Source organism: Enterobacter asburiae (genome assembly GCA_011754535.1).
Classification (GTDB): Bacteria; Pseudomonadota; Gammaproteobacteria; order Enterobacterales; family Enterobacteriaceae; genus Enterobacter; species Enterobacter cloacae_N.
On record JAAQVN010000001.1, the window covers coordinates 1,711,242 to 1,731,534 of the forward strand.

15 protein-coding genes are annotated in these 20,293 nt (G+C 56.0%); 6 read left to right on the forward strand and 9 right to left on the reverse strand.

The window, feature by feature from the left end:
• Positions 1-149: 149 nt before the first annotated feature.
• From HBM95_07945 to pncB, 3 genes are all read right to left on the reverse strand, one after another.
• On the reverse strand, positions 150-1,253 hold the full coding sequence (locus tag HBM95_07945; GenBank protein ID NIH42862.1) for a porin: 1,104 nt from the start codon (positions 1,251-1,253) through the stop codon (positions 150-152).
• Positions 1,254-1,861: 608 nt separating this feature from the next.
• Positions 1,862-3,262, reverse strand: a complete 1,401-nt coding sequence (gene asnS, locus HBM95_07950; GenBank protein ID NIH42863.1) for an asparagine--tRNA ligase — start codon at positions 3,260-3,262, stop codon at positions 1,862-1,864.
• A gap of 165 nt (positions 3,263-3,427) precedes the next feature.
• Positions 3,428-4,630 carry a nicotinate phosphoribosyltransferase gene (pncB, locus tag HBM95_07955; GenBank protein NIH42864.1) on the reverse strand — a complete coding sequence of 401 codons (1,203 nt, stop codon included), beginning with the start codon at positions 4,628-4,630 and terminating at the stop codon, positions 3,428-3,430.
• 254 nt (positions 4,631-4,884) lie between these two features.
• Between pncB and pepN the strand changes: the two genes are divergently transcribed.
• Positions 4,885-7,497 (forward strand): aminopeptidase N, encoded by a 2,613-nt coding sequence (pepN, locus tag HBM95_07960; GenBank protein ID NIH42865.1) that lies wholly within the window; start codon positions 4,885-4,887, stop codon positions 7,495-7,497.
• Positions 7,498-7,585: 88 nt separating this feature from the next.
• On the opposite strand, the gene ssuB is transcribed toward pepN, so the two are convergent.
• The 5 genes from ssuB to ssuE are packed head-to-tail and all read right to left on the reverse strand — an operon-like array spanning position 7,586 to position 11,826.
• A complete protein-coding gene (ssuB, locus tag HBM95_07965) occupies positions 7,586-8,356 on the reverse strand; it encodes an aliphatic sulfonates ABC transporter ATP-binding protein (GenBank protein ID NIH42866.1) in 771 nt (256 codons plus the stop codon).
• Positions 8,353-9,144, reverse strand: a complete 792-nt coding sequence (gene ssuC / locus HBM95_07970; protein ID NIH42867.1) for an aliphatic sulfonate ABC transporter permease SsuC — start codon at positions 9,142-9,144, stop codon at positions 8,353-8,355. The genes ssuB and ssuC overlap by 4 nt, the downstream gene beginning before the upstream one ends.
• A gap of 9 nt (positions 9,145-9,153) precedes the next feature.
• Positions 9,154-10,299 (reverse strand): FMNH2-dependent alkanesulfonate monooxygenase, encoded by a 1,146-nt coding sequence (gene ssuD / locus HBM95_07975; GenBank protein ID NIH42868.1) that lies wholly within the window; start codon positions 10,297-10,299, stop codon positions 9,154-9,156.
• A complete protein-coding gene (locus HBM95_07980; protein ID NIH42869.1) occupies positions 10,296-11,258 on the reverse strand; it encodes a sulfonate ABC transporter substrate-binding protein in 963 nt (320 codons plus the stop codon). The genes ssuD and HBM95_07980 overlap by 4 nt, the downstream gene beginning before the upstream one ends.
• Positions 11,251-11,826: an NADPH-dependent FMN reductase gene (gene ssuE / locus HBM95_07985; GenBank protein ID NIH42870.1), complete on the reverse strand. Its 576-nt coding sequence runs from the start codon at positions 11,824-11,826 to the stop codon at positions 11,251-11,253. Before ssuE ends, HBM95_07980 begins: the two co-directional genes overlap by 8 nt.
• Positions 11,827-12,074: 248 nt before the next feature.
• Between ssuE and pyrD the strand changes: the two genes are divergently transcribed.
• The gene (gene pyrD / locus HBM95_07990) at positions 12,075-13,085 is read left to right on the forward strand and encodes a quinone-dependent dihydroorotate dehydrogenase (protein NIH42871.1); all 1,011 of its coding nucleotides are present in this window, start codon (positions 12,075-12,077) and stop codon (positions 13,083-13,085) included.
• Between the two features lie 165 nt (positions 13,086-13,250).
• The gene (zapC, locus tag HBM95_07995) at positions 13,251-13,793 is read left to right on the forward strand and encodes a cell division protein ZapC (protein NIH42872.1); all 543 of its coding nucleotides are present in this window, start codon (positions 13,251-13,253) and stop codon (positions 13,791-13,793) included.
• On the opposite strand, the gene HBM95_08000 is transcribed toward zapC, so the two are convergent.
• Entirely contained in the window at positions 13,790-14,899 is a 1,110-nt protein-coding gene (locus HBM95_08000) for an MOSC domain-containing protein (protein NIH42873.1), read from the reverse strand. The two genes, zapC and HBM95_08000, sit on opposite strands and share 4 nt — an antisense overlap.
• 98 nt (positions 14,900-14,997) lie before the next feature.
• On the opposite strand from HBM95_08000, the gene rlmKL reads away from it, so the two are divergent.
• From rlmKL to pqiA, 3 genes are read left to right on the forward strand one after another with little or no spacing between them, the layout of a single operon-like run.
• On the forward strand, positions 14,998-17,106 hold the full coding sequence (rlmKL, locus tag HBM95_08005) for a bifunctional 23S rRNA (guanine(2069)-N(7))-methyltransferase RlmK/23S rRNA (guanine(2445)-N(2))-methyltransferase RlmL (GenBank protein NIH42874.1): 2,109 nt from the start codon (positions 14,998-15,000) through the stop codon (positions 17,104-17,106).
• A 12-nt stretch (positions 17,107-17,118) separates the two neighbouring features.
• Complete coding sequence (locus HBM95_08010) at positions 17,119-19,026, forward strand: ABC transporter ATP-binding protein (protein NIH42875.1); 1,908 nt, start codon at positions 17,119-17,121, stop codon at positions 19,024-19,026.
• A 13-nt stretch (positions 19,027-19,039) separates the two neighbouring features.
• A complete protein-coding gene (gene pqiA, locus HBM95_08015) occupies positions 19,040-20,293 on the forward strand; it encodes a membrane integrity-associated transporter subunit PqiA (GenBank protein NIH42876.1) in 1,254 nt (417 codons plus the stop codon).

A 20,293-nucleotide genomic window follows, 5' to 3' on the forward strand; every position in this document is an offset into this window, starting at 1 on the left:
GCTATCAGGTTAACGGTAGATTTACAAAATGCCAACCGTTTGCGACGAAAAGCGTGCGGCTTTTCAAAAGTCGCCATTATTTTCTGTCAGGCATAAAAAAACAGGGCCGAAGCCCTGTTCATTATGCATATAACAAAGTGGTGTTCTGATTAGAACTGGTAGGTTACGCCCACAGCAGCCATATCGTCATTGCCGTTCAGACCGCCAACAGCTTTCGCGTAGTCGGAGTCTTTGTCCAGCAGGTTGATGTAGTAGTCAGCCCACACGTTGAAGTTTTTGTTGAAGTAGTAAGTGGTGCCAACCTGGATGAATTTAGCCAGATCTGCATCGCCACCGCTGAAGCCATTGACGGCAGCCAGGTCTTTACCTTTGGTCTGCACGTAGGAGATTGCCGGACGCAGGCCGAAATCGAACTGGTACTGAGCAACCACTTCGAAGTTCTGGGTTTTGTTAGCGAAGCCAGCGTCACCGTTAGAACCGGTACGGGTGGTGTTACGGGTTTCAGCATAGGTGGTCGCCAGGTAGAGGTTGTTGGCGTCGTATTTCAGACCTACACCCCATGCTTCAGCTTTATCGCCCTGGCCATCAGCTTTCTGATTCAGAGTACGGTTAGCGTTGCTGTAAGATGCGATTGCACCGAAGCCTTCGCCGAAGTCGTAACCCAGGGAGTAGCCTACGCCGTCACCGTTAGAGGTTTTAACATCAGCACGGTCGTTTTTGCCCTGGTACTGAACGCCCAGGCTCAGACCATCAACCAGACCGAAGAAATCGCTGTTACGGTAGGTCAGCAGGCCGGTGCTGCGGCTGGTCATAAAGTTATCAACGTAGTTACCGCCCCAGGTCATACCTGAGAAGGACGGCGCCATATCGGTGTAAGATTCTACGTCGTATACGATACCGTAGTTACGGCCGTAGTCGATGCTGCCAGCGTCGCCCGCTTTCAGACCAGCAAAGGCCAGACGGTTTTTGTTAGACTGAGCGGTGTTCTCAGCCTGGTTAGCCATGAAACGGTATTCCCACTGGCCATAACCGGTCAGCTGGTCGTTGATCTGAGTTTCGCCTTTGAAACCGATCTGCGCATAGGTAGCGTCGTTATTGTTGGTGTCATCACCAGAGGTCACGAAATCGTGCTCGGCGTTAACTTTACCGTAGAAGTCCAGCTTATTGCCGTTCTTGTTATAGATTTCTGCAGCGTTAGCTGCACCGGCTACCAGCAGGGCAGGGATTACCACTGCCAGAATATTGCGCTTCATCATTATTTATTACCCTCATTGGTTTTTTTATGACACTCGCCACTGCCGTCAATAAATTCTGTCAATAAATATTTCCGGAACTATTGATGAGAGTTAGGTGTCTTTATGTATCTGACAGGCATCTTTCCATTCACCGAAGCGTTTCGCTAGCCTGAAAGTGCTACAATTCTCAAGATTGAGTTACAGAAAGAAAATATGTGTAACTAAATATGTATTTTTCGGAACTTTGTGAACCATCTCAAATTTCAGAGCGACCTGGCGAACTAAGCAACAGCACCTTTCCTATATATATGAATTCCTTATGTTTAATTTGAATAAAGGCAATTCCTATAAACGAATGTTAAACGACTCGTTTTTTCTTATGACCGTAGAAAGACTTCTGGATGGCTGAAAAATTGGTTGAAATTTGTGCTATTACTTCAGGATGTAATAATCGCAATAAGACTGAGGTTTATTTTTTGTGGCTGGATATTTCGCGGAAACAAAACGTAACAGGTAGTGGTTGTGACGGGGTGGTGGTTTATAAACGCTGACTTTACGCTGACAAAAACTGACAGGGCAGAATAAAATAATGGCCAGCAAATGCTGGCCATCGTCTGTTGTGTTACTTAGAAGCTGGCGTTGCGTGGAGTACGCGGGAACGGAATCACGTCACGCACGTTCTGAACACCGGTAACGTAGGCGATCAGGCGCTCGAAGCCCAGACCAAAACCGGCGTGCGGAACGGTGCCGTAACGGCGCAGGTCGCGATACCAGCTGTAGTCCGCAGGGTTGAGACCCATCTCTTCCATACGTGCATCAAGCACGTCCAGACGTTCTTCACGCTGGGAACCACCGATGATTTCACCGATGCCCGGCGCCAGTACGTCCATCGCTGCCACGGTTTTCCCGTCTTCGTTAAGGCGCATATAGAAGGCCTTAATGTCTTTCGGGTAGTTTTTAACGACAACCGGCGCTTTGAAATGTTTCTCGGCGAGATAGCGTTCGTGCTCAGACGCCAGATCGACGCCCCAGTAAACCGGGTTCTCGAACTTCTCACCGCATTTTTCAAGGACCGCTACCGCGTCGGTATAGTCCACCTGCGCAAAGTCGGCGGAGACGAAACGCTCCAGACGCGCCACCGCATCGCTGTCTACGCGCTCTGCGAAGAATTTCATGTCGTCAGGACGCTCTTCCAGAACCGCTTTGAAGACGTACTTCAGCATCGCTTCTGCGAGACCTGCAACGTCATTCAGATCGGCAAACGCCACTTCCGGCTCCAGCATCCAGAACTCCGCCAGGTGGCGGCTGGTGTTGGAGTTTTCGGCGCGGAAGGTTGGGCCGAAGGTGTAGATCTTAGACAGCGCACAGGCGTAGGTTTCGCCGTTGAGCTGGCCGGATACCGTCAGGAAGGCTTCTTTACCAAAGAAGTCTTTGTCATAGTCCACTTTACCTTCCGGCGTGCGCGGCAGGTTTTCCATGTCCAGCGTCGAGACGCGGAACATTTCGCCTGCACCTTCCGTATCGGACGCGGTGATCAGCGGAGTAGACACCCAGAAATAACCCTGCTCATCGAAGAAGCGATGCAGCGCCTGGGCCAGCGTATGACGCACGCGGGCCACCGCACCAATCAGGTTGGTACGCGGACGCAGGTGCGCCACTTCACGCAGGTATTCGATGCTGTGACGTTTTGCCGCCATCGGGTAGGTGTCCGGATCTTCAACCCAGCCGGTCACTTCAATAGCAGAGGCCTGGATCTCGAAGCTCTGGCCCTGACCCGGGGATGCCACAACCACACCGGTGACGATAACGGAACAGCCCGTCGTCAGGCGCAGAACGTCATCATTGTAATTGGGCAGAGAATTATTAATGACGGCCTGTACAGGATCAAAGCAGGAACCGTCATAGACGGCAAGGAAGGAGATGCCAGCTTTAGAATCTCGGCGAGTACGCACCCATCCGCGCACGGTGACCTCCTGGTCAACGGCGACACGGCCCTGGAGTACGTCGGCTACAGGCACAACGCTCATAATATTCTCTCTGTTAATAGTCGGAAAAAATAAACACTTGTCCACCCTTATGGGGGGATATCTATGTTACCTGCCATCCGCTATCAGACAAGTAAATTTCGCAGTCAAAAGAGAAGAATTGAGAAATAAATAAGGGAAGGGAGCCCTGAAGGCTCCCGTAAGCGCTTAACTGGCTTTTTTGATCTGAGGGAGATCGAACGCTTTGCGCAATGCGCGGACAAACGCTTTGTCATGGCAGATGGTTTTACCCGGGCTGTCGGAGAGCTTTGCCACCGGCTTGCCGTTACATTCCACCAGCTTTATAACGATATTCAGAGGTTTTACCTGAGGAATGTCGCAGGTCAACCGGGTACCGATCCCGAAGCCCAGATTAATTCTGGCATTGAAATGACGATACAGTTCTACGGCTTTCGCCAGGTCGAGATTATCGGAGAAGACCAGCACCTTGCACATCGGGTCAATACCGAGTTTTTGATAATGGGCAATCGCCTTTTCGCCCCATTCAACCGGATCCCCGGAGTCGTGGCGTAACCCCTGGTAACGTTCAGCGAACTCGGGACCAAAGTCGCGCAGGAAGGCATCCATCGTAATGCAGTCGGTCAGGGCGATCCCGAGTTGATCCGGGTACTCTTCAAGCCAGGCGGCCAGCGCCGCACGCTGGCTATTAGCCAGGTCAGGGCTAATTTGCTGATGTGCCTGGAACCACTCGTGTGCCTGGGTGCCCATTGGCGTCAGGTTGAGGCGACGCGCCAGATCGTAGTTACTGGTGCCCACGAACCACGGCTCCTGCTGCAGACGTTCAACGATAGCCTGCTGAACCTCGCGAGAGAAGCGGCGACGGGTGCCGAAATCCATCAGGCGGAAACGGGACATATCCAGCCCTTCGGTCAGGGTAGAGAATGCTGCAAGTTTGTTTTCCAGCGAGGCGACCGCCTGTTCGACGCCGGTTTCAGGCGAACGGTAGCGGTGAGCCAGCTCGCTGATAACGGCGAGGAGCGGCACTTCCCACATGATCACTTCCCGCCACGGACCTTCAAGACGAATATCCAGCTTGCCGTTTTCGTTGGTCACGGTGACCTGTTCAGGCTTATAGCGGAAGTCGCGCAGCCAGTTCAGATAGTCCGCTTTGAAGAAAGGCAGGCCAGAAAGCCACTGGTATTCATCGTCCTGCAGCGTCAGATGCTGCATCGCATCGACCTGTTCACGAATGGAGTCTGCGTAGATACCGAGCAAGTCGTCACCACGGCAGCGGAATTCCGCCGCGACGTGAACGTCATAGTAATGGTGGAAAACGGCTTGCTGCATATGCAGTTTATACGCGTCGGTATCCAGCAACGTATGCAGAACCGGAGAAGCGAATTGAGTCATAGGTGCGCTGTAGCATCCTCTCACGGGAGCGTTTAGTACAATAAACAACTCCGGAGTATACCTTGTTTAGTGATTTATTGAACCCCGATCACAACATAAGCACACTTTATGGTCGAGCGCATTTCGTGCCCCGTGTTATACAAATGTAGCGAAAAAGGTGTTTCTGCCTGAAAAGATGAACATTCTGCATAGCGCGTTTTGCGCAACAGGAATATATTGAAACGTTACTCGACAAACGATGCATAAGGTTTTCTATGACACAACAGCCACAAGCCAAATACCGCCACGACTACCGCGCGCCGGAATACCTGATTAGCGATATCGATCTGACTTTTGACCTGGATGCCGCAAAAACCGTTGTGACAGCGATAAGCCAGGTGACGCGCCACAGCGCGACAGCCGTACCGCTGCGTCTGGATGGCGAAGATCTGACGCTGGTCTCCCTGCATATTAATGATGAACCCTGGTCAGACTATAAAGAAGAAGGCAACCAGCTGGTCATCGACAACCTGCCGGAACGCTTTACGCTGCGCATCGTGAATGAAATCAGCCCTGCCGCCAACACGGCGCTGGAAGGGCTTTACCAGTCAGGCGTGGCCCTGTGTACCCAGTGTGAAGCAGAAGGTTTCCGCCACATTACCTGGTATCTGGACCGCCCGGATGTGCTGGCGCGTTTTACGACGAAAATCATTGCCGATAAAACGCTCTACCCGTTCCTGCTCTCCAACGGCAACCGCGTCGGTGAGGGTGAGCTGGAAAATGGCCGTCACTGGGTGCAGTGGCAGGATCCATTCCCGAAACCATGCTACCTGTTTGCGCTGGTGGCCGGTGATTTCGACGTGCTGCGTGATACCTTTAAAACCCGCTCTGGCCGTGAAGTGGCGCTGGAACTGTTCGTTGACCGCGGCAACCTCGACCGCGCGCCGTGGGCGATGACCTCGCTCATCAACTCCATGAAGTGGGACGAAGAGCGCTTTAGTCTCGAATATGACCTCGACATCTATATGATCGTCGCCGTCGACTTCTTCAACATGGGCGCAATGGAGAACAAAGGCCTTAACGTCTTTAACTCCAAGTACGTGCTGGCACGTACGGATACCGCCACCGATAAAGACTACCTCGATATCGAGCGCGTGATCGGCCACGAATATTTCCACAACTGGACCGGTAACCGCGTCACCTGCCGCGACTGGTTCCAGCTGAGCCTGAAAGAGGGCCTGACCGTCTTCCGTGACCAGGAGTTCAGCTCCGATCTCGGCTCGCGGGCGGTCAACCGCATCAACAACGTGCGTACCATGCGCGGCCTGCAGTTTGCGGAAGATGCCAGCCCAATGGCGCACCCAATCCGTCCGGACAAAGTCATCGAGATGAACAACTTCTACACCCTGACGGTGTACGAGAAGGGCGCTGAAATTATCCGCATGATCCACACCCTGCTGGGTGAGGAGAACTTCCAGAAAGGGATGCAGCTCTATTTCGAGCGCCACGACGGCAGCGCGGCCACCTGCGATGACTTTGTGCAGGCGATGGAAGATGCGTCCAATGTTGATCTCTCTCACTTCCGCCGCTGGTACAGCCAGGCCGGGACCCCAATTGTCACCGTTAAGGACGACTACAATCCGGAAACCGAGCAGTACACTCTGACCATCAGCCAGCGCACGCCGCCAACCGCCGAGCAGGAAGAGAAATATCCGCTGCACATTCCGTTCAGCATTGAGCTGTACGACAATGAAGGCAACGTCATCCCGCTGCAGAAGGGCGGCCACCCGGTGCACCACGTGCTGAACGTGACTCAGGCAGAGCAGACCTTTATCTTCGACAACGTCTACTTCCAGCCGGTGCCTGCGCTGCTGTGCGAATTCTCCGCGCCGGTGAAGCTGGAGTACAAGTGGAGCGACCAGCAGCTGACGTTCCTGATGCGTCACGCGCGCAACGATTTCTCCCGCTGGGACGCCGCGCAAAGCCTGCTGGCAACCTACATCAAGCTCAACGTGAACCGCTACCAGCAGGGCCAGCCGCTGACGCTGCCGGTGCATGTGGCAGACGCGTTCCGCGCCATCCTGCTGGATGAGAAGATTGATCCGGCGCTGGCGGCTGAAATTCTGACCCTGCCGTCTGCGACGGAAATTGCGGAGCTGTTTGACATCATTGACCCGATTGCCATCGTGGCCGTGCGTGAAGCGCTGACCCGCACGCTGGCGACCGAACTGGCGGATGAGTTCCTGGCACTCTACAACGCCAACAAGCTTGACGCGTATCGCGTGGAACATGCGGACATCGGTAAACGTTCTCTGCGCAATACCTGCCTGCGCTATCTTGCGTTTGGCGAGGCAGAGCTGGCAAACACGCTGGTGAGCAAGCAGTATCACGAAGCGGATAACATGACGGACGCGCTGGCCGCGCTGTCGGCAAGCGTTGCCGCCGAACTGCCGTGCCGCGATGCGCTGATGCAGGAGTACGACGACAGATGGCACCAGGATGGCCTGGTGATGGACAAGTGGTTCATCCTGCAGGCGACCAGCCCGGCGGCGGATGCCCTCAGCAAGGTCCGCAGCCTGCTGAAGCACCGTTCGTTCACCATGAGCAACCCAAACCGCGTGCGCTCGCTGATTGGCGCATTTGCCAGCAGCAACCCGGCCGCGTTCCACGCCGAAGACGGCAGCGGCTATCAGTTTATGGTAGAAATGCTGACCGAGCTGAACAGCCGTAACCCGCAGGTGGCTTCCCGCCTGATTGAGCCGCTGATCCGTCTGAAACGCTACGATGCGAAGCGTCAGGCGAAGATGCGTGCCGCGCTTGAGCAGCTGAAAGGGCTGGAGAACCTGTCTGGCGATCTGTACGAGAAGATTGCTAAGGCCTTAGCGTAATACGAAAAAGTGCCCGGTGGCGCTACGCTTACCGGGCCTACATATGGATTTCTCCCTCTCCCCGTGGGAGAGGGCCGGGGTGAGGGCATCAGGCATTGGCCTTAGCTCGTTCTAACTCCGTACCCCCGCGCTTCATCACCCGATCCAACACCTCCGCTTCCAGCTCCGCCAGTCTTGCTGAGCCCACGCGACGAGGCCGCGGAAGATCCACTGTCAGATCAAGACCTATTTTCCCATCCTCTATTAACAGCACCCGGTCAGCCATCGCCACGGCTTCGCTCACGTCATGCGTCACCAGCAGCACCGTAAATCCGTGCGCCTGCCAGAGCGATTCAATCAAATCCTGCATTTCGATCCGCGTCAGGGCGTCCAGCGCACCGAGCGGCTCGTCAAGCAGCAGCAGGCCGGGACGGTGAATCAATGCCCGCGCCAGCGCCACGCGCTGCTTTTGCCCTCCCGAGAGGGCCGCAGGCCATTCACCTGCGCGGTTTTCCAGCCCGACGGCGGCCAACGCCCTACGGGCTTCCTCCCGCCAGTTTCCTTTGAGCCCCAGCCCGACGTTATCAATCACAGTTTTCCATGGCAGCAGGCGCGCGTCCTGAAACATCATGCGGGTATCGTCCTGAATATTGGCCAGCGGCGTTGTTCCCGCCAGTATGTCGCCGCCGTTGGGGGCTTCCAGTCCGGCCAGAAGACGTAGCAGCGTACTCTTCCCACCGCCGCTTCGCCCGACAACGGCCACAAATTGCCCGGCGGGAATATGCAGATCCAGCCCGTTGAGAATGGTGTTTTCGCCGTAGCGTTTGGTTACGCCGTTCAGCAGCAGCGGCGTGCCCTGATTTAGTCGTGCAGTATTCATGCTTTCGCCTCCTGAAGGGTGTAGGCCGGGTTCCAGCGCAGCCAACTGCGCTCCAGCCACTGGGCGCTAACGTCAGCGAGTTTGCCGAGCAGGGCATAAAGAATAATGGCAACTACCACCACGTCCGTTTGCAGGAATTCGCGGGCGTTCATCGCCAGATACCCGATGCCGGAGTTGGCCGATATAGTTTCCGCCACAATCAGGGTCAGCCACATCAGGCCGAGCGCAAAGCGCACCCCGACCATGATGGAGGGCAGGGCGCCCGGCAGGATCACGTGAGTAAAGAGAGAAAAACCCGACAAGCCGTAGCTTCGTGCCATCTCCACCAGACCACGATCGATATTGCGGATGCCGTGCCAGGTGTTGATGTATATCGGGAACAGCGTGCCCAGCGCCACGAGGAAGATCTTGGCGCTTTCATCAATCCCAAACCATAAAATCACCAGCGGGATCAGCGCCAGATGCGGCACGTTGCGCAGCATCTGAATGGAGGTATCCAGCAGCCGCTCGCCCCAGCGGGAAAGGCCGCTGAGCAACCCCAGCACCAGACCAATGCTGCCGCCGATGGAAAACCCAATCACCGCGCGCCAGGAGCTGATTGCCAGATGCTGCCACAGCTCGCCGCTGACGCTCAGCGACCAGAACGCTTCGATAACGCCCTCGGGAGAGGGCAAAATGCGGCTCGACAACCAGCCGGTGGACGACGCGAGCTGCCAGAGAGCCACGATGCCGACGGGCAAAAACCACGGTGCGGCGCGCAGCAGCCATTTTTGTGAAGTGGCAGACATGGTCACTCCTTAGCTTTGTGCGGCTTTACGTGGAATAAACTCGTTTGCCACCGCTTCGCCCTGCAGCTGGAGCCGCTGCGGCTGCGGAATTTCTGGAATGGCGACGTCCAGATGTGGGAATAACAGCTCGCCCACCTTGTAGGCCTCTTCCAGGTGCGGATAGCCGGAGAGGATAAAGCTGTCGATGCCCAGGTCAGCGTATTCATTAATCCGCGCGGCCACGGTTGGCCCGTCGCCGACCAGCGCCGTGCCCGCGCCGCCGCGTACCAGACCGACGCCCGCCCACAGGTTCGGGCTGATTTCCAGATTCTCGCGCTTGCCGTTGTGCAGAGAGGCCATGCGGTGCTGCCCGACGGAATCGGTTTTGGCAAACGCAGCCTGCGCCTTTGCGATGGTCTCATCGTCCAGGTGGGAGATCAGACGGTCTGCCGCCTGCCAGGCTTCTTCATTGGTTTCACGCACAATCACGTGCAGGCGAATCCCAAAGCGTACCCTGCGGCCATGAGCGGCGGCTTTGGCCCGGACCTGGGCAATTTTCTCTTTCACCAGCTCCGGTGGCTCGCCCCAGGTCAGATAGAGATCGACCTGCTCGGCGGCCAGATCCTGAGCCACATCCGACGATCCGCCAAAATAGAGCGGAGGACGCGGCTGCTGCACCGGCGGGAAGTAAAGCTTCGCGTCGCGAACGTGAATATGCTTGCCTTCGAAGGTGACGGTCTCTCCTTCCAGCAGGCGCCGCCAGACGTGGGTAAACTCGGCGGAGGCTTCATAGCGCTCGGTATGGTCGAGGAACACGCCGTCGCCCGCCAGCTCCTGCGGATCGCTGCCCGTCACCAGGTTAAACAGGGCGCGGCCGTTGGAGAGTCTGTCCAGCGTTGCCGCCTGACGCGCCGCCACGGTGGGGGAGACAACGCTCGGGCGCAATGCAACCAGGAATTTAAGGCGCTGAGTGACCGGGATCATCGACGCAGCCACCAGCCAGGCATCCTCGCACGAGCGTCCGGTCGGGATCAGCACGCCGGTAAAACCGATTCGGTCCGCCGCCTGCGCAATCTGCTGCAGGTAGGCATGGTCAACCGGGCGCGAGCCCTCTTCTGTGCCAAGATAGTGTCCATCGCCGTGGGTGGGTAAAAACCAGAAAAGATTCAGACTCATGATTTAGCTCCTTCTTTGCCTGCGGGCTGCCAGATGCGTTCGCGGATATCGACCTGTTTTGGCACCAGACGGTTTTGATAGAAGAGGTCAGCGGTTTGTTGCTGAAGTGCGGCGACGTGTGCATCCACGGGCGCAATGGTGGTGGGCGGACGGTGGTTGAGATAGCTCGCGATCACCGGTTCAGGCAACCCCATGGTCTTCGCCAGCAGGGCAATGCTCGCCTGACGCTGGGTCTGGGTCAGCGCATCGGCCTGGGTAAAGGTATCCAGTACGCCCTGAATAAATGCGCCGTTCTTTTCCGCGTAAGGGCGCGCGGCGAGATAGAACGAGCCGGTCTGTTTCAGCGTAGTGCCATCTTTCAGCACCCGAACGCCCCCTTGCAGTAAGGCTGCGGAGTAGTACGGATCCCAGATAGCCCAGGCATCAACGTTCTTCTGCTGGAACGCGGCGCGCGCGTCGGCAGGCGTCAGGTAAACGGGCTGAATGTCCGTGAACTTGAGCCCGGCTTCCTGTAAGGCGCGCAGCAGCAGGTTGTGCGAGCTGGAACCTTTCTGGAAAGCGACTTTATGCCCTTTAAGGTCTGCGACGCTTTTAATCTCACTGTTTTCAGGTACCAGAATGACTTCGGCTTTCGGTTTAGCGGGTTCTACGCCGACATATACCAGGTCCGCCCCGGCAGCCTGAGCAAAAATAGGCGGGATATCGCCCGTGCTGCCCAGATCGATACTGCCGACGTTCAGCGCTTCAAGCATCTGTGGCCCTGCCGGGAACTCTACCCAGGAAAATTTGGTGTCCGGGAAGCGTTTTTCCAGCAGCTGGTGGCTTTTTGCCAGCACCATGCTGACGCTGCCTTTCTGATAGCCAATGCGTAAGCTGTCCGGTGCGGCTTCTGCAGCCTGCGCCTGCGCGGTAAACGCCATCAGGCCAGCCAGTCCGAGGTAGGTTAAGGTTTTAAACATGTGCGACCCCCTGCGGCGGATTAAAAGAAGGAACCTGGATATCCCGGCGATGCAGCGCGTGCCAGAAGGTTTCCAGCGCAGCATCAAGGCGGGTTTGCAGATTCGGCGTAAAGTGCGGCTTATGCTGGTAGTCAATGACCTGTGAATCATCCGCGAAAACCCCGTGAAGGATCTCCTGAGCCTTCAGGGCGTTCAGCACCGGCTTCAGGGCATAATCCACCGCCAGTAAATGGGCAACCGTACCGCCCGTTGCCAGCGGCAGAACCACTTTGCCGTCCAGTGCGCGCTCGGGGAGAAGATCGAGCAGGGTTTTCAGCGCGCCCGAAAACGAGGCTTTATAAATCGGGGTCGCAACGATGAGGCCGTCCGCTTCCTTGAGCTGCTCAATGAGGGTTTTCAGCGCGGGGCTGTCGAAGCGGGCATACAGCAAATCTTCAGGTTCGAAGTTATGCAGATTCCAGTGGCACACTTCCACGTCGAGGGCGTTGAGCTTTTCACGGGCATATTCCAGCAGGGCGCTGGAGCGCGAAGGGAATCGTGGACTTCCGGCCAGGGTAATGACGCGCATATCTCCTCCTTATAACTAATTGTTTGCTTTTATCTAACATTCATAACAATTTTCAGGAGTGTGACATCGCGCGGTTATTCCACTAAATGATTTATCCGCAATTAAAATGCGAAAAAGCGCATAAGAAATAGACAGGGAGGTAAACGATTGCGTTTTACGCCGATTTTTTGCCGCAGGTCAATTCCCTTTCTGAGCGGGATCGCCCATAATCCCCTCCCGGTTTGCACACCGGGAATCCAGGAGAGTTCATGTACTACCCCTTCGTTCGTAAAGCCCTTTTCCAGCTCGACCCCGAGCGCGCTCATGAATTTACATTCCAGCAATTACGTCGTATTACCGGAACGCCTTTGGCCGCTCTGGTGCGTCAGAATGTGCCGGAAAAACCTGTGCAGTGCATGGGTCTGACCTTTAAAAACCCGCTGGGTCTGGCGGCGGGTCTGGACAAAAATGGCGAGTGCATTGATGCCCTGGGCGCGATGGGCTTTGGCTCTATCGAAATCGGTACCGTCACGCCGCGCCCACAGCCGGGAAATGACAAGCCGCGCCTGTTCCGCCTGGTTGAAGCCGAAGGGCTGATCAATCGCATGGGCTTTAATAACCTCGGTGTTGATCACCTTGTTGAGAACGTAAAAAAAGCCCATTTTGACGGGATATTAGGCATCAATATCGGCAAAAATAAAGACACGCCGGTAGAGCAGGGTAAAGATGACTATCTGATTTGTATGGAAAAAGTCTACGCCTATGCCGGTTATATTGCGGTGAATATTTCTTCACCCAATACCCCGGGGCTGCGTTCCTTACAATATGGCGAAGCGCTGGACGATCTTCTGAGTGCCATTAAAAATAAGCAAAATGAACTCCAGACGATCCATCATAAATATGTTCCGGTCGCGGTTAAGATCGCCCCGGATCTTTCTGCCGAAGAATTGATCCAGGTTGCCGACAGTTTGGTTCGCCATAATATTGACGGCGTGATTGCAACGAATACCACGCTCGATCGTTCGCTCGTTCAGGGAATGAAAAACTGTGACGAAGCGGGTGGGTTAAGCGGACGTCCGGTACAATTAAAAAGCACCGAAATTATTCGCGCTTTGTCTGCGGAATTAAAAGGCCGTTTACCGATTATCGGCGTCGGCGGTATCGACTCGGTGATTGCTGCGCGCGAGAAGATGGCGGCCGGTGCATCACTGGTGCAAATCTATTCCGGCTTTATTTTTAAAGGACCGCCGCTGATTAAAGAAATCGTTACTCATATCTAATCTTTTCTCTTAATCAGACAACCAGGGCTTTATTTCCAGCCCTGGTTGTTTTATATTCCGTCACTGTTGCTTATTTAGACATTATAGTCTTTTATTACTAATGTTATAAACGAAGCGGCGAACAGGACATTTTTAGTACAGGACGTTTGGGGACGGGAGAGACACATGCGAATTAAACCTGACGATAACTGGCGCTGGTATTTTTGCGACGAGCATGATCGTATGATGCTCGATTTAGCCAATGGCATGCTGTTTCGTTCTCGTTTTGCCCGCCGAATGTTAACCCCGGACGCGTTTTCCCCGTCGGGCTTTTGCGTTGATGATGCAGCGCTTTATTTCTCCTTTGAAGAAAAATGCCGCGATTTGATGCTCTCTAAAGAGCAGCGTGCCGAACTGGTATTAAATGCGCTGGTGGCTATCCGTTTCCTGAAACCGCAAATGCCGAAAAGCTGGCATTTCCTGCCTCACGGCATGGACTGGACGCCAGCAACGGGCGATGCGGCCAGCGTTAACCTGAGCGATACCGCCGAAGAGGTGAGTTTATTAGTCGTTGAGCCGGGCGAAAATGCCGCACTCTGTCTGCTGGCGCAGCCCGGCGTGACGATTTCCGGGCGGGTTATGCAGTTAGGTGATGCGATCAAAGTCATGAATGACAGGCTGAAGCCACAGCTGCGCGTAGATTCCTTCAGCCTCGAACAGGCAGTTTAAGCTTCCAGCTGTACCGACGTTTTCGGTACGCAGCTACAGCACAGAATTGTGCCGTCATTTCCAATTGCAGATTTCTTCAGCGCACTCACTTCACCCTCCAGCAGCTTGATGCGGCAGCATCCGCAGATTCCCGCGCGGCAGGAATACGGTACGCGAATACCGGCTTGCTCCAGTTGCTCCAGCAGCACCTGCTGATTGTTGCCACGAATAATCTTGCCCTGCCAGTGAATATCCACCGCAGAGGCGACGTTCGTCTCGGCCTCGACCATTTCTTCTTCCTGGCCTGCGCCATACACTCTGGCCGGCCCGCGGGCGAGAATTTCAACCTCATCGCCTACGCGAATCACGCCGCTGGAGCGGGGGATCAGGTTCTGGCCGAAATCGACATCACCGTTATCCTGCGCGGTACGGAATGATTGCAGGGTTTTCAGCGGCTCGCCGGAAGGGTGCTTCTGGCCTTTTTCAGGACTTACCGTCGTGAAAATGCAGCGACTGCAGGGCTTCACCACGTCGAAAATAACGCTGCCGATGCGGATCGTTTTCCAGGTGTCTTCTTCCCATGCGTTAGCCCCCGTTACCACCAGGTTCGGGCGGAACTGCTCCATCTGCACGCTGGCTTTGCAGCGGTTTTGTAAATCACGCAGCGACGCCTCGTTGGTCAGCAGGAACGGGAAGCCATCGGCGAAGGAGAGCGGTACGGCCTCGTGGCGCTTTACGCGACGCGTCAGTTCCGGACCAACCCAGCGCAGCTGCACGTCGCGGGAGAAGAAACCGCTCAGCCAGCGGTTAATCTCATCCGGGGCGATGCGCGCGGTAAAATGATTACCCCATACTTCCGTTGGCGCGTCGACAGCCGCAAAATCAGCAAAGCGAATCACCGTGCTGGAACCGTCCGGCGCGGTCAGATGCAAACCGTCATAAAGCGGGGAAGGCGTAAAGCGAACCATCTGCGGGAACTGGCGTGCGGTAATGAACGTGCCGTCAGGCTCGGTGACCATAAAAATACGATCGAAGGCGAATCCGCTCATGTCGGCCAGCGCGTGAGAGACGCCGATGCCGCGCATGGATTTCACCGGATGAATAAAAAGCCTGGATAACGTCGCCACTGCACACTCCCGCAAATGAAAATAAGCCTTCAACTTTATGACATACACGCCATATTAGCTATAATGCGCGACAATTTTCTAAGAGTAAAAGTGACGATATGAATTCTCTGTTTGCCAGTACGGCCCGTGGGCTGGAAGAGCTGTTAAAAACTGAACTGGAAGCCCTGGGCGCGCAAGAGTGCCAGGTGGTTCAGGGTGGTGTCCATTTTGAGGGCGACACGCGGCTTATTTACCAGAGCCTGATGTGGAGCCGTCTGGCGTCGCGCATCATGCTGCCGATGAAGGAGTGCAAGGTCTATAGCGACCTGGATCTCTACACCGGCGTACAGATGATCGACTGGACAGAGATCTTCACGCCGAACGCCACCTTCGCGGTGCATTTCAACGGCGTGAACGATGAGATCCGCAACAGCCAGTACGGCGCCCTGCGCGTCAAAGACGCCATTGTGGACTGCTTCACGCGTAAAAATAAGGAACGTCCGAACGTCGATCGCGAAAACCCGGACCTGCGCATCAACGTCTGGCTGAACGGCGACACGGCGAGTATTTCTCTCGATCTGAGCGGCGCAGGCCTGCATCTGCGCGGCTACCGTGATCGCACCGGTATGGCGCCGATCAAAGAAACCCTGGCCGCCGCCATCGTGATGCGCTCCGGCTGGCAGCCGGGCACGCCGCTGCTCGATCCGATGTGCGGTTCCGGTACGCTGCTGATTGAAGCGGCCATGCTGGCTACCGACCGTGCGCCGGGGCTGCACCGCGGCCACTGGGGCTTCAAAGGCTGGGCACAGCACGACGAAGCGCTCTGGAAAGAGGTTAAAGACGACGCGCAGACTCGCGCGCGTAAAGGTCTGGCGGAGTACACCTCGCATTTCTACGGTTCGGACAGCGATCCGCGCGTGATTGAACGCGCGCGCAGCAACGCCCGTCGCGCCGGTATCGGCGAGCTGGTCACCTTCGAGGTGAAAGACGTGGCGAACCTGACCAACCCGCTGCCGAAAGGCCCGTACGGGACCGTGATCAGCAACCCGCCATACGGCGAGCGTCTGGACAGCGAGCCGGCGCTGATTGCCCTGCACAGCCTGCTGGGACGCAATATGAAGGACTACTTCGGCGGCTGGAACCTGTCTCTGTTCAGCGCCTCGCCGGAGCTGCTGAGCTGCCTGCAGCTGCGTGCCGATCGCCAGTTTAAAGCGAAAAACGGCCCGCTGGACTGCGTGCAGAAAAACTACCATCTGGCGGAGAAAGCGGCGGACAGCAAGCCTACCGGCGTGGCGGAAGATTACGCCAACCGTCTGCGCAAGAATCTGAAGAAGTTTGAGAAGTGGGCTAAGCAGGAAGGGATCGAGTGTTACCGCCTGTACGATGCCGACCTGCCGGAGTACAACGTGGCGGTTGACCGCTACGCGGACTGGGTAGTGATTCAGGAATATGCTCCGCCGAAAACCATTGATGCGCAAAAAGCGCGTCAGCGTATGCTGGACGTTATTGCGGCAACTATCGCCGTGCTGGGGATTGCACCGAACAAGCTGGTGCTGAAAACCCGCGAGCGTCAGAAGGGTAAAAACCAGTACCAGAAAATGGGCGAAAAGGGCGACTTTATCGAAGTGGGCGAATACAACGCCCGCCTGTGGGTGAACCTGACCGACTATCTTGATACTGGCCTGTTCCTCGACCACCGTATCGCCCGCCGCATGCTCGGCCAGATGAGCAAAGGGAAAGATTTCCTCAACCTGTTCTCCTATACCGGGAGCGCCAGCGTGCACGCCGGTCTCGGCGGCGCGCGCAGCACCACTACGGTGGATATGTCCCGTACCTATCTGGAGTGGGCGGAGCGCAACCTGCGTCTCAATGGCCTGACCGGACGCCAGCATCGCCTGATGCAGGCCGACGTGCTGGGCTGGCTGCGCGATACCGACGAGCAGTTCGACCTGATCTTTATCGATCCGCCGACCTTCTCCAACTCCAAGCGCATGGAGGATAGCTTTGACGTTCAACGCGATCACCTGCGCCTGATGACCGACCTGAAGCGCCTGCTGCGCAAAGGCGGCACCATTATGTTCTCGAACAACAAACGCGGCTTCCGTATGGATCATGACGGCTTAGCAGCCCTGGGCCTGAAAGCACAAGAAATCAGCCAAAAAACGCTGTCTCAGGACTTCGCCCGCAACCGTCAAATTCATAACTGCTGGTTGATTACCGCGGTCTGAAAGGAAAAATAAATGTCATTAATTAGTATGCACGGCGCGTGGCTCTCTTTCAGCGACTCGCCGCTTCTCGATAATGCAGAGCTGCATATCGAAGATAACGAGCGCGTCTGTCTGGTGGGCCGTAACGGCGCGGGTAAATCCACGCTGATGAAAATTCTCAACCGCGAGCAGGGGCTGGATGACGGCCGCATCGTGTACGAGCAGGATCTAATTGTCTCCCGCCTCCAGCAGGACCCGCCGCGCCATGTGACCGGCAGCGTGTACGATTTCGTGGCGGAAGGCATCTCTGAGCAGGCCGAATACCTGAAGCGCTATCACGAGATTTCGCATCTGGTGATGACCGACCCGAGCGACAAGAACCTCAACGAACTGGCGAAAGTGCAGGAGATGCTCGATCACCACGGCCTGTGGCAGCTGGAAAACCGCATTAATGAAGTGCTGGCCCAGCTCGGTCTCGAAGCGGATATGGAGCTCTCGGCGCTCTCCGGCGGCTGGCTGCGTAAAGCGGCTCTGGGCCGCGCGCTGGTCAGCGGGCCGAAGGTGCTGCTGCTGGACGAACCGACCAACCACCTGGATATCGAAGCGATTGACTGGCTGGAAGGGTTCCTGAAAACCTTCAGTGGCACCATCATCTTTATCTCTCACGACCGTTCGTTTATTCGCAATATGGCGACGCGCATTGTCGACCTCGACCGCGGCAAGCTGGTCACCTATCCAGGCGATTACGACACCTATCTGCTGGAGAAAGAAGAAAACCTGCGCGTGGAAGAATTGCAGAACGCCGAGTTCGACCGCAAGCTGGCGCAGGAAGAGGTGTGGATCCGCCAGGGCATCAAGGCCCGTCGCACCCGTAACGAGGGCCGCGTGCGCGCGCTGAAGGCCATGCGTCGTGAGCGCAGCGAACGCCGTGAAGTGATGGGCAGTGCCAAAATGCAGGTGGAAGAGGCGTCCCGCTCTGGCAAGATCGTCTTCGAAATGGAAAACGTCAACTACCAGGTAGACGGCAAGGTGCTGGTGAAAGATTTCTCCGCGCAGGTTCAGCGCGGCGATAAAATTGCACTGATTGGTCCGAACGGCTGCGGTAAAACCACGCTACTTAAGCTAATGCTGGGCCAACTGCAGGCTGACAGCGGCCGCATTCACTGTGGCACGAAGCTGGAAGTGGCCTACTTCGACCAGCACCGCGCGGAGCTGGATCCGGATCGCACGGTAATGGATAACCTCGCTGAAGGTAAGCAGGAAGTGATGGTAAACGGTAAGCCGCGCCACGTGCTGGGCTACCTGCAGGACTTCCTGTTCCACCCGAAACGTGCGATGACGCCGGTGCGCGCGCTCTCCGGCGGGGAGCGTAACCGTCTTCTGCTGGCTCGTCTGTTCCTGAAGCCAAGCAACCTGCTGATCCTCGATGAACCGACGAACGATCTGGATGTCGAAACGCTGGAATTACTGGAAGAGCTGATCGACGGTTATCAGGGAACCGTGATGCTGGTTAGCCACGATCGTCAGTTCGTGGATAACACCGTGACCGAGTGCTGGATCTTCGAAGGTGAAGGGCGAATTGGCCAATACGTCGGCGGTTATCACGATGCAAAAGGCCAGCAGTCGCAGTCTCTGGCGCAGAAACAGTCGAAGTCCAGAACAAGTTCTGAACCTGCTGTAACAAAAGCAGAAACTGTCAAGAAAACCTCGGCTAAACTAAGCTATAACCTGCAGCGCGAACTGGAGGGGCTACCTCAGCGTCTCGAAGAGCTGGAGGCCGCGCTTGAGGAGCTGCAAGCGCAGGTGGCTGATGCGTCATTCTTCACCCAATCGCATGACTATACTCAGAAAGTACTGGCTGAAATGTCCGCGGCTGAAAAAGCCCTGGAAGAAGCATTTGAGCGCTGGGAGTACCTTGAGTCTCTGAAAAACGGCGCATAAACAGGGATTAAATATGTGTGACCAGCACCATGCCGACAGGCATATATTATGCTCGCAATGCGATATGCTCGTGGCGTTGCCAGAGCTTGGTCACGGACATAAAGCCCTGTGTCCACGCTGTGGCGCGACGTTGACAACCGAGTGGGACGCGCCGCGGCAGCGTCCCACTGCCTACGCGCTGGCAGCACTGTTCATGCTGCTGCTCTCCAATCTCTTCCCCTTCATCTATATGAAGGTCGGTGGGATGACAAGCCAGGTGAATCTGCTTGAAATCCCGGGCGTGATGTTCTCGGAAGATTACGCCAGCCTCGGCACCTTTTTTCTGCTGTTTGTCCAGATAGTCCCGGCGTTTTGCCTGGTCGTCATCCTGTTGCTGGTCAACCGCGTCAGAATGCTGGCATCACTGAAAATCCGGCTCGCGCGTATCCTTTTTCAGCTCAAAAGCTGGGGGATGGCCGAGATTTTTCTGGCGGGGATACTGGTCAGTTTCGTGAAGCTGATGGCGTACGGCGATGTGGGGATTGGCAGCAGCTTTATTCCCTGGTGTCTGTATTGCGTTCTGCAGCTGCGCGCTTTCCAGTGCGTGGACAGGCGCTGGGCCTGGGATGATATCGCCCCGGCACCGACGCTCGCGCAGACGGTGAAGGTGGGCGTGCCGGGTATTCGTCAGGGGCTCCGTTCTTGTCCGTGCTGTACCGCCGTGCTGCCTGCCGATCTCGAGGTTTGTCCGCGCTGCGAAACGAAGGGCCATGTTCGCCGTAAAAACAGCCTGCAGTGGACGATGGCGCTGCTGGTGACCTCCGTCATGCTGTATCTGCCCGCCAATATTCTGCCGATTATGATCACCGATTTGCTCGGCGACAAAATGCCCTCGACGATCCTCGCCGGGGTCATACTGCTGTGGGGCGAAGGATCCTATCCTGTCGCCGGCGTGATTTTCATCGCCAGTATCATGGTGCCCACCTTGAAAATGATCGCGATTGCCTGGCTCTGCTGGGATGCAAAAGGCCACGGAAAGCGCGACAGCGAACGCATGCACCTGATTTACGAAGTGGTCGAATTTGTCGGTCGTTGGTCAATGATCGACGTGTTTGTAATTGCCGTTCTCTCTGCGCTGGTGCGGATGGGCGGTTTGATGAGTATTTATCCCGCGATGGGGGCTTTAATGTTTGCACTGGTCGTGATTATGACCATGTTTGCGGCCATGACCTTCGACCCTCGTTTATCGTGGGATCGTGAGCCTGAATCAAGCCATGAGGAAGAGTAA

Coding starts and splice junctions, on each gene's coding strand:
- HBM95_07945 (NIH42862.1), bottom strand. CDS start 1,253: ATGAAGCGCAATATTCTGGCAGTGGTAATCCCTGCCCTGCTGGTAGCC.
- asnS (NIH42863.1), bottom strand. CDS start 3,262: ATGAGCGTTGTGCCTGTAGCCGACGTACTCCAGGGCCGTGTCGCCGTT.
- pncB (NIH42864.1), bottom strand. CDS start 4,630: ATGACTCAATTCGCTTCTCCGGTTCTGCATACGTTGCTGGATACCGAC.
- pepN (NIH42865.1), top strand. CDS start 4,885: ATGACACAACAGCCACAAGCCAAATACCGCCACGACTACCGCGCGCCG.
- ssuB (NIH42866.1), bottom strand. CDS start 8,356: ATGAATACTGCACGACTAAATCAGGGCACGCCGCTGCTGCTGAACGGC.
- ssuC (NIH42867.1), bottom strand. CDS start 9,144: ATGTCTGCCACTTCACAAAAATGGCTGCTGCGCGCCGCACCGTGGTTT.
- ssuD (NIH42868.1), bottom strand. CDS start 10,299: ATGAGTCTGAATCTTTTCTGGTTTTTACCCACCCACGGCGATGGACAC.
- HBM95_07980 (NIH42869.1), bottom strand. CDS start 11,258: ATGTTTAAAACCTTAACCTACCTCGGACTGGCTGGCCTGATGGCGTTT.
- ssuE (NIH42870.1), bottom strand. CDS start 11,826: ATGCGCGTCATTACCCTGGCCGGAAGTCCACGATTCCCTTCGCGCTCC.
- pyrD (NIH42871.1), top strand. CDS start 12,075: ATGTACTACCCCTTCGTTCGTAAAGCCCTTTTCCAGCTCGACCCCGAG.
- zapC (NIH42872.1), top strand. CDS start 13,251: ATGCGAATTAAACCTGACGATAACTGGCGCTGGTATTTTTGCGACGAG.
- rlmKL (NIH42874.1), top strand. CDS start 14,998: ATGAATTCTCTGTTTGCCAGTACGGCCCGTGGGCTGGAAGAGCTGTTA.
- HBM95_08010 (NIH42875.1), top strand. CDS start 17,119: ATGTCATTAATTAGTATGCACGGCGCGTGGCTCTCTTTCAGCGACTCG.
- pqiA (NIH42876.1), top strand. CDS start 19,040: ATGTGTGACCAGCACCATGCCGACAGGCATATATTATGCTCGCAATGC.